This window comes from Candidatus Binataceae bacterium (assembly GCA_035508495.1).
In the GTDB taxonomy this organism is placed as follows: domain Bacteria; phylum Desulfobacterota; class Binatia; order Binatales; family Binataceae; genus JASHPB01.
In genome coordinates, this window is sequence record DATJMX010000005.1 from 1 (window position 1) to 9,499 (window position 9,499).

9 protein-coding genes are annotated in these 9,499 nt (G+C 62.8%); 1 reads left to right on the forward strand and 8 read right to left on the reverse strand.

Annotated features, from left to right (window positions below):
- From VMA09_02135 to VMA09_02145, 3 genes are all read right to left on the reverse strand, one after another.
- A partial coding sequence (locus VMA09_02135; protein HUA32377.1) for a pyridoxal-phosphate dependent enzyme occupies positions 1 to 448 on the reverse strand: 448 nt, incomplete at its 3' end.
- Between the two features lie 58 nt (positions 449 to 506).
- Positions 507 to 1,730 carry a CoA transferase gene (locus tag VMA09_02140; protein HUA32378.1) on the reverse strand — a complete coding sequence of 408 codons (1,224 nt, stop codon included), beginning with the start codon at positions 1,728 to 1,730 and terminating at the stop codon, positions 507 to 509.
- A 78-nt stretch (positions 1,731 to 1,808) separates the two neighbouring features.
- Positions 1,809 to 2,621, reverse strand: a complete 813-nt coding sequence (locus VMA09_02145) for a hypothetical protein (protein HUA32379.1) — start codon at positions 2,619 to 2,621, stop codon at positions 1,809 to 1,811.
- A 106-nt stretch (positions 2,622 to 2,727) separates the two neighbouring features.
- Here VMA09_02145 and VMA09_02150 point away from each other — a divergent pair, with 106 nt between their 5' ends.
- On the forward strand, positions 2,728 to 4,077 hold the full coding sequence (locus VMA09_02150; GenBank protein ID HUA32380.1) for a replication-associated recombination protein A: 1,350 nt from the start codon (positions 2,728 to 2,730) through the stop codon (positions 4,075 to 4,077).
- A 42-nt stretch (positions 4,078 to 4,119) separates the two neighbouring features.
- On the opposite strand, the gene VMA09_02155 is transcribed toward VMA09_02150, so the two are convergent.
- The 5 genes from VMA09_02155 to VMA09_02175 form a co-directional block, all read right to left on the reverse strand.
- Positions 4,120 to 4,401 (reverse strand): HU family DNA-binding protein, encoded by a 282-nt coding sequence (locus VMA09_02155; protein ID HUA32381.1) that lies wholly within the window; start codon positions 4,399 to 4,401, stop codon positions 4,120 to 4,122.
- A 190-nt stretch (positions 4,402 to 4,591) separates the two neighbouring features.
- A complete protein-coding gene (gene truA / locus VMA09_02160) occupies positions 4,592 to 5,329 on the reverse strand; it encodes a tRNA pseudouridine(38-40) synthase TruA (protein ID HUA32382.1) in 738 nt (245 codons plus the stop codon).
- A gap of 24 nt (positions 5,330 to 5,353) precedes the next feature.
- Positions 5,354 to 6,328 carry a hypothetical protein gene (locus tag VMA09_02165; protein HUA32383.1) on the reverse strand — a complete coding sequence of 325 codons (975 nt, stop codon included), beginning with the start codon at positions 6,326 to 6,328 and terminating at the stop codon, positions 5,354 to 5,356.
- Positions 6,329 to 7,435, reverse strand: coding sequence for a 3-isopropylmalate dehydrogenase (gene leuB / locus VMA09_02170; protein ID HUA32384.1), 1,107 nt, complete (start codon positions 7,433 to 7,435; stop codon positions 6,329 to 6,331). It abuts the gene before it with no gap.
- A 239-nt stretch (positions 7,436 to 7,674) separates the two neighbouring features.
- Complete coding sequence (locus tag VMA09_02175; protein ID HUA32385.1) at positions 7,675 to 9,237, reverse strand: 2-isopropylmalate synthase; 1,563 nt, start codon at positions 9,235 to 9,237, stop codon at positions 7,675 to 7,677.
- Positions 9,238 to 9,499: the final 262 nt, after the last annotated feature.

Consider the following 9,499-nt stretch of genomic DNA (forward strand, 5'->3'; position numbering starts at 1 on the left):
CGGCCGCATCGAGCGCGAGCCGATTGCTGTCATCCCAGGAATCGCCGGAGACGATCACGTCGGCGTTCCAGCGCTTCAGCTTTTTGATTTTCGCCGCGGGCGTCGTGGTGGGCACATAGATCGTCGACGGCACATTTGCGACTGTCGCGGCATACGCGACACCCAGACCGTGATTTCCGCCCGACGCCGTGATTAGTCTTCGCACCGACGATCGATCGGGCAGTGAAAACAATTTGTTAATCGCACCGCGCGGCTTGAACGAGCCTACGACCTGCAAGCACTCGAGCCTGAGCCAAAGCGAGGCGGCGATCTCGCGATGGCTCTGAACGGGAGCGCACGAGATCATTGGCGTGCGCCGCACGTACGGCGTGATTCTCTTCGCCGCGGCGCGGATGTCACTTAGCGTTGGCGCGCCGCGAATCACTGACTGATGCGCATCGGATGCCATGCGTCCCTCCTCTTTCAGGACGCATACTACCGTGCCGCCGTCGTCGAATCAGGCGGTCTTAGACCGGACCGCTGCGCAGGATCCCCTTCTTCTGCAATTCTTGAACCTGGTCGCGTGAGTAGCCGATATAGTTGGTGAGCACTTCTTCATTGTGCTCACCGAGCAGCGGCGCTTCGAGATCGAGCCGCTTTGGAAACTCGGAAAATCGGAGGGCAAAGCCCGGAACCTGGAAGTCGCCGAGAATCCGATCGTGCACGGTGCGAACCGTTCCGCGCTGCTGCAGATGCGGATGCGCAACGGCTTCCGCGATCGACAGCACCGGTGCATGCGGCACGCGGTACTCCTTCATCGCCGCCATCGAGGCATCGTCGCTCGGCATCGATTGGAACCACGCCTCGATGATCGCGACCAATTCCTTGAGATTCTCGAGCCGCGCCGCGTTGACGCTGAAGCGCGGATCCTGCGCCAGCTCGGGTTGCCCCATCGCCTTGCAGAGTCCTGCAAACTGATGGTCAAGTGGGCCGATGATGAAGATGTAGCGATCCTTCGCCTTGAAGATTCCGGCTGGAACCGCGTACCACGAATGCAATCCCGAGCGCGTCGGCACGACTTCGCCCTTGCTCAAGCTGAACGTTTCGACGCCGGCCTCGTGATAATGGAAATAAGTGTCGAGCAGAGCGAGATCGAGATACTGGCCGCGTCCCGTGCGCTCGCGGTGAAGCAGCGCCGCGCAGACTGCGCCCATCGCATGGACCCCGGTGCTGACGTCGCCGATCGCGCTCATCGCGACGTAAGGCGCGCCGTCCTTTTCGCCGCCCATCGAAACGATTCCCGCGTACGAGGCGCCCAGAAAATCGAAGCCCGGTTCGTGCGCGAGCGGACCTGTTTGCCCAAATGCGGAAATCGAGCACATCACGATTTTCGGATTGATCGCCTTCACCGCGTCGTAGCCGAAGCCCAAGCGGCCGATCACGCCGGGTGCGAAGTTCTCGACCAGCACATCAGCCTGCGCGACGAGGTCTTTGATGATCGCAAAGCCTTCGGGCGTCTTCAGGTCAACGCAGATCCCTTTCTTGCCACGATTGTGCTGGACGAAGTACCCGCTCCGCCCGTTGACAACCATCGGGCCGCCGCGCGCGGGATCACCCCCAGGCGCCATCTCGACTTTGATCACGTCGGCGCCCATCTCGGCCATCATCAGCGTGCAGGTCGGCCCCGCAACGATTTGCGTGAAATCCAGAACCTTGTAGCCGTCGAGGATGTGACGGGGAGAGGTGCTCATCGCGGTCCCTCCGATGCCAGGATCTATGAGATGCCCCTCTATAGCATCAATCGACAAAAATGCGAGACGGCGTGCCGCTCAGATGTGAAGTACATGGCGCGCCGCGCCGATCGCGGTTGCATAGTCGGCATGCTCCGGGATAACGAAGCGGCGCCCGAACGGGAAGCTCAGTTTCTTCACACCCTGCACGAAGCTGAACAGGCGCGAGAGCTTGCCGGTGAGAACGATATTGTCCTGGTTGCACGCGCGTGCACTGGCCATCGCCAGCACGCCAATCGACTCGACGATCATGTTCATTATCGCGAGCGCCTTGTCCTCGGGCGTTGCGTCGGCGCTGATCTTGCCGAAGTTGGCAGCCGTGGTCGATGGCGGCAGGTCGCCGATCGATCCGCCTGCGATATCGCGCACCGTCAGATCGACGCGGCGCAGATCACCCTTCTTAGCCATTGCCTCGAGTCGCTCGATCGTTGAGACGCCGAGCATATGCTTCGCGAGGCCGAGCAGCGTGCCGCCGCCGACTCCGGTGCCGCTGAAGTGCTCGATCTTGTCCTCAGTGACCGACACCATCGCGGTGCCAGTGCCGAGCGAAACGACCAGCGCGCTCTTGGTGCTCGCGAGCGAAGTGCCGCCGATTCCGATCGCGGTGAACTCGTTGACCTTGACCACGGGTCGGCCGAACAGCGTATCGCTCAACACGCGCGCTCCCGCGCCGGTCGCGGCGATTCGTTCGACCTGGTCGAGCTTGATGCCGAAGTCGGTGACGAGCTTGCCGAGCGATCCGGCCGCCGCGGCAACCGGGTCGTTGGCCTCGATCGTTACAACGTGGATACCGCCATTTTTGAGGATGACGGCATCGGTGGTCGAGCCGCCAATATCGATTCCGACGATCATAAGTGGTGCCGGCTCCTGTCCAGCCCACGCCAACGCTAGATCAGGTGCCCGCGATCTTCAACGGACGCCGTGAGCCTGATTGAGGGTGCTGTGCTAGCTTACCGCCATGGCCCGGCGCAAAGCCGATACTTCTCCCACGCTCTTCGCGCCGAGGACGCCGATGAGCCAGCCGCTTGCAGACCGGATGCGTCCGCGCCGGCTCGACGAAGTCGTCGGCCAGGAGCACCTGCTCGGCCCGGGAAAAATTCTCAACCAGATGGTTGCGGCGGGCGTGCTGCATTCGATGGTCCTGTGGGGGCCGCCGGGTGCGGGCAAGACCACGCTCGCGATCCTGCTTGCGCAGCAATCGGGCGCCGTTTTTCGCGCGATCGCGGCCGTGACTGGCGGCGTGGCCGATCTGCGCGAGGCGGTCGAGGCGGCGCGCCGCGATCTCGAAGCGGGAAAGCGCACCGTGCTTTTCATCGACGAAATTCATCGCTGGAACCGCGCGCAGCAGGACGCGACGCTACCTCACGTCGAGAGCGGGCTCATCACACTGATCGGTGCGACGACGGAAAATCCGTCATTCGAAGTCATCTCGCCGCTGCTCTCGCGCGTGCGGCTCCTCGTGCTGAATCCTCTCACCGAGGAGAACATCGCGACGCTCGTCACTCGCGCGCTGCATGACGATCAGCGCGGACTCGGCGCGTCGGGTCTCACGCTCGGGCACGGCGCGATGGACGAGATTGTTCGCTATGCAAGCGGCGACGCGCGGCGCGCGCTCGGCACGCTCGAGATCGCGGCCGAGCTCGCACAGAACGTTGGCATCTCCGAGCTCACGCCGGAGATGGTGCGCGAGGCCTCGCAGCAGAAGGCGTTGCTCTACGATCGTGCGGGTGAGGAGCACTACAACGTTATCTCGGCGTTCATCAAGAGCATGCGCGGCAGCGATCCTGACGCGGCGCTCTACTGGATGATGCGCATGATCGATGCGGGCGAGGACGCGCTCTTCATCGCGCGGCGGATGGTGATCTTCGCGTCAGAGGATGTTGGCAACGCCGACCCGCGCGCGCTCCAGATCGCGCTCGCGGTCAAAGAAGCAGTCGACTTCGTCGGTCTGCCGGAGGGCGTGATCCCGCTGGCACAGGGCGTGACGTATCTGGCCGGCGCGCCGAAGTCGAACGCCTCGTACGTAGCAATGAATCGTGCGCGCGCCGACGTTCGCGCTCACGATGCGCTTCCCGTCCCGCTTCATTTGCGTAACGCTCCGACCGGGATGATGAAAGCGATGGGCTACGGCAAAGACTATCGCTATCCGCATGAAGACGCCGGCGCGATCAACGAGCAGCAGTATTTTCCCGAGCAGCTTGGCGAGAAAATCTACTATCAGCCGAGCGATCGCGGCTATGAGCTGAGAATCCGCGACTACCTGGAACGGGTCCGCGCGGCGCGCGGCAAAAAGACAAACCGCGAGTGACGGGCATCGCCCGGCTCGCGGTTCGTCAGACATTCAAACTGATTACTTCGTGCCGAGAACGGAATCCTTGAGCGCTTTGGCGGCCGTGAAACGCAGGCGCGTGCGCGCCGGGATCTTGATCTCCTGGCCGGTGGCGGGATTGCGCCCCATGCGCGCCTTGGTCTTGCGCTTGCGGAAGATCCCGAGCCCCGCGATGCGCAGCGAGCCTTCCTTCTTGAGCTCGCGCACCACGAGCAAGTTGATCTCTTCGAGCACCTGCTTCGCTTGTTTCTTGTTGATTCCAGTTTTGTCAGCGATGTGAGTTGCTACCTGCGACTGCGTCATCATCCTCCTCCTTGCGAGCCCGCTCAGCGGGCTGCAAAAGAGCGTGACCGAGTGGCGCCGATAATTCAAGACACCTTCGCGCGAAAATCGCGATTTTTCCCAAGGATCGCGAATGTTTTTGAACAATGTGCGCCTGAACCTGTTGTCTGGTCGCGGTTTCAGGCCTTGCAGCGCGAAAAACGCCGTCAGGTCAGGGGCCATAGCGCACTTCGACCAGGAAGAGACCCTGCGGCGGCGCCGAGGCTGGCGCACGTCCGCGATCGCGGCTTTCGAGAATGGCAGCCACGTCGCCGGCCTCGAGCTTGCCGCTGCCGCAATCGACCATCGCTGCGACCATCGTGCGCACCTGGTGACGCAGGTAGCTGTTGGCCTCGATTCGATACGTCAGCAACTCGCCGCCGGTGCTCCAGCGGCTATGCGTCACCTTGCGCACCGTGCTTTTCTCGGCCGAGCCGACTTTGCGGAACGCGACGAAATCGTGCTCACCGACGAAGACTCGCGCCGCCGCGTTCATCGCGCGCAGACTCAGCGGATCGCGCACGTGCCAGGTAAAGCGGCGCTCGAAGACGGACGGCGCGAGGCGATTCAACACGCGATATTCGTAGACGCGCGAGCGGGCAGAACGGCGTGGATTGAAACCTTCGGGTGCGGGCTCCGCTGCTAACACAACGATATCGCGGGGTAGCATCGAGTTGAGCGCGATCTTGAGGCGCTCGAGATCGAACGGCCGCGGGATCGTGATCGCCGCGACCTGGCCGCGTGCATGTACTCCGGTGTCGGTGCGGCCGGAGCCGTGAACCCGCACGGGCGTCGAGAAAATCTGGGCCAGCGCCTTTTCAATTCGTCCCTGGATGGTGTCGTGCTTCGCTTGAAGCTGCCATCCCGAATAATTGGTGCCCTCGTATTCGAGTGTCAGCTTGACGAGCATTTGGAGCGACGCGCGCGCGCCGTGTCAGGCGAGCGTCGCGGGATTGAGCGCGAGTGATTCCGCGATCCACAGTGCGTCAAGCGCGGCCAGCCGCGCATTGTCGAACACGCACCAAATCGCGATACCACCCGGCACGCGGTCAACGCTGACGATGATCGCTTCCTGGCCGACCGCATCGATAACGGCAAGCGGCTCGCCCGCCTCCTGAACCAGGAGGCCGGGCGCGGCGCGCAGATGCTCGATCAGCGCATCGCCGTCGCCCTCCGACGGGATCTCGATCGTGAGCCCGGTGCCGTGCAGCACCGGCACAGCAACGATCTGGAGCGCGATCAGCGGCGCTCCGCTGCACAATGCCGCGGTCTGCGCCGAAATCGCGGCCGCCAGCGCGCGCTCGGACTCGCGCATGAAAATATTGAAGCCGCGCTGCGTCTCTTCGTCTTCGAGATCGAGCTGTGCGCCGAGCAGATCGGTGGTCTGCTTGACCGTTGCTTCGATGCCGAGTTTGCCCGCACCGCTCGCGCCGATCATCGCGGTTGCGCCGATCGATCTCGCGAGCGAGCCGACCGCGCTCAGACAGATCGCGAGCGTATGCGCCACCGGATGCGGCACGGCAAAAACGGTTTCACTTCGCCGTGCTTCGATCTGCGCGCGGGGCGTCAGCCCGGGAGCGAAGAGCGCGACTTCGGAAGGCTGCTGAGTCGCGGCGCTCAGATCGATGAGCTTGGGTCCGGGGTTGGCTGCGACGATCTCTGCGGCGCGCGGAGCGGGCAGGGCGAGAAACACGATGTCGAAGCCGCGCAAATCCTCGGGCGAAGTCAGGACTTCGACCAGCGATTCCTCACCGACACCTGACACGGTTCCAGCCGCGCCGGATTCGGTGGCGAAGAGTTTCAGCTCGCCGAGCGCGATACCGCGCGCGCCGATCAGCTCGATAAGCTGATTTCCGACGATGCCGGTGGCGCCGACAATCGCCACGCTCGGATCGCGGTTTTCAGCCATCTAGGCCTCTGCGCTTTCGATTTTCTCGCGGACCAGGCGGCCCATCGCCTTGCAGCCGATGAACTTGGTGCCGGCGCTACCGCCCAAGTCGCGCGTGCGATGCCCATCGTGGATGACATCTTCGACAGCTTTCGTGATTATCTCGGCTTCGGAGCGCAAGCCCAGCGAATGCTCGAGCAGCATCGCACCGGAGAGGATGGCCGCCAGCGGATTGGCCTCGTCGCGGCCCGCGATATCAGGTGCGCTGCCGTGGATCGGCTCGTAGAGCCCGACGCGATAACCGGCGCCGTTGACATCTTCGCCGAGCGATGCGGACGGCAGCAGACCCATCGAGCCCGCCAGTACCGACGCTTCGTCGGTAAGGATGTCGCCGAACATATTCTCGGTCACGATCACGTCAAAGTCTTTCGGGCGCCGAATCAGGTGCATCGCCATCGAATCGACAAGCTGGCTCTCGAACGCGACGTCTTTGTACTGCGTGCTGAGCTCGGTCGCGATTTCACGCCAGAGCCGCGAGGTCGAAAGCACGTTGGCCTTATCGACCGAGGTGAGTTTCTTGCGGCGCTCGCGTGCCAGCTCGAAGCCGAATTTCAGCACGCGCGTGATTTCCACTTCGCTGTAGGGGCAGGTGTCGACTGCCTCGCGGCCGTCCTTGCCTGCGCGCCTTTCGCTCGGCTTGCCATAGTAAATACCGCCGGTCAGCTCGCGGATAACAACCAGATCGACGGCCGAGATGATGTCGGACTTGATCGGCGACGATCCGATGAGATCCTTCACCGCCTTGACTGGGCGCACATTCGCGAACAGCCCCAGCGCCTTGCGCAGTCCGAGCAGCGCCTGCTCGGGCCGCTTGTCTGCTGTGGGGTTGTCCCATTTCGGACCGCCGACGGCGCCGAGCAGGATCGCATCGCTATCTTGCGCGGACTTCAGAACGTCGTCGGGAAGCGGCACGCCAAACTGATCGAGCGCATGCCCGCCTATCAGGCCCTCCTTGAACTCCAGATCGATCGCAGACAGACGCGCGATCACCTTGAGGACCTGCAATGCCTCGCTGACGACTTCGGGTCCGATGCCGTCGCCCTTCAGAACTAGAATCTTGTAGGCCATTACGAACGGGATCTCTTACGATGTGGATGCAGCGGCGATTGGGCGCCCCTGCTTACATCAGAATTGATTACCTCGATTGCTGGGCGGTGAAGAAATGCGCGCCCGCGCACTGCTAGAATGAGCTACGCTGCATGCGCGCGATTGCAATATGCGCCAGGCGCTATACGAATAAATTCTCAAATGCCGATGCCACCTAGCAATTAACCCAACCGAAGTGTTGCGGCAAGAGCCGCGCACTGTTACGGCACGTCGGTGGTCGGCTTCAGCGGCATCTCCTTGCGCGCCTTGAGGCGATTGAGTGCGTTGACCAGCGCCAGCGCCGACGCCATCACGATGTCGCTGTGGGCGCCCTGGCCGGCGACCGTCATCCCGTTGTCGCGCACAAGGCAGCTCACTTCGCCAAGAGCGTCGGTGCCGCCGGTGATTGCCTTCACTGCGTAGCGCTCGAGGACCGGCGTCATCCCGGCGATTTTGTAGATCGCCTTGTAGCAGGCGTCCACCATTCCGTCGCCTTCGCCGTTGGCGCGGCGCTCCTCGCCATCGATGCGGAGAGTCACTTCGGCGTGAGGCGTGTTGCGGCTCGACGAGGTGACGGTGAGATCGATGAGCTCGATATCGTCGCTGGTGCGGCGCACTTCTTCGTTGACGAGCGCCAGGATGTCGTCGTCGTAGACGACCTTTTTCTTGTCGCACAGCGCCTTGAACTCGGCGAAGGCCTTGTTGATATCGACGGCTTCGGTCGCGACGCCGAGCTGCTTCAGGCGATCGATGAAGGCGTGGCGCCCCGAATGCTTGCCCAAGACCAGCTTGTTCGAGGGGATGCCGATGTCCTCGGGCTTCATGATCTCGTAGGTCAGCTTGTACTTGAGCACGCCGTCCTGGTGGATTCCGGCCTCGTGCGCGAACGCATTGTCGCCGACGATCGGCTTGTTGGCGGGTACCGACTGGCCGATGATTTGCGAGAGCAGGCGCGAGGCCGGGTAGATCTGCTGCGTGACGACGCGGGACTGGATGCCCATCAGATCCTTGCGCGTCTTCATCGCCATCACGACCTCTTCCATCGAGCAGTTGCCCGCGCGCTCGCCGATGCCGTTGATGGTGCATTCGATCTGGCGCACGCCGTTGCGCACGCCCGCGAGCGAGTTCGCGACCGCGAGGCCCAGGTCATTGTGGCAGTGCGCGCTCCAGATGACCTTGTCGGCGCCCGGGACGTTCTCGCGCAGGTAGGTGAACATCCTGCCATATTCCTCGGGAATCGCGTGACCGGTAGTGTCGGGAAGATTGATCACGGTGGCGCCGGCGCGAATCACCTCGGCGCAGACCTTCGCCATGTAGTCCCAGTCCGAGCGCGAGGCGTCCTCGCAACTGAACTCGATATAGTCGAGATGCTTCTTGGCGCGGGCGACGGCCCAGGTCGCGGCGTCAAGCACGTCCTCGCGATTCATGTTGAGCTTGTACTTGAGGTGGATATCGGAAGTCGCGATGAAGATGTGAATCCCGGGGCGTGCGGCCTTGTCGACCGACTTGAGCGCGCGATCGACGTCCTCTTCGCGAGTGCGCGAGAGGCTCAGCACGACCGGATCCTTGACGGTCTGCGCGACGCGGTTGACGGATTCGAAATCGCCTTCGGATGAAGCCGCGAAGCCGGCCTCGATCACATCGACGTTGAGCCGTTCGAGCTGACGGGCGAGCGCAAGCTTCTCCTCGACGTTCATCGTGCATCCAGGCGACTGCTCGCCGTCGCGGAGCGTGGTGTCGAAGATTCTTACGTGATCGGAATCATCTGCCTGCGCGTTCGCCATCGTCATATGCCCTTCTCCCTAATGGCCCAGGCTATGGTGGATCGACGTGCGCCCGTGGTCAAAAAGAAAACGCCCCGGGCGGCTTGGTCGGCCCACCGCCCGGGGCGTTTGAGTCAGATTTAGTGGCCTTTCAGGCCTGCTCCGACGCGCGCCCGGCGTGGGCCCTCGTAAGGGCCAGGCTAAGGAGCAGTCCGGGGAGCAGATTTCGAAACATAACAGGTAGATTCTAGGCGGTCGCGGGAATCTCAGTCAAGGCAGCAAA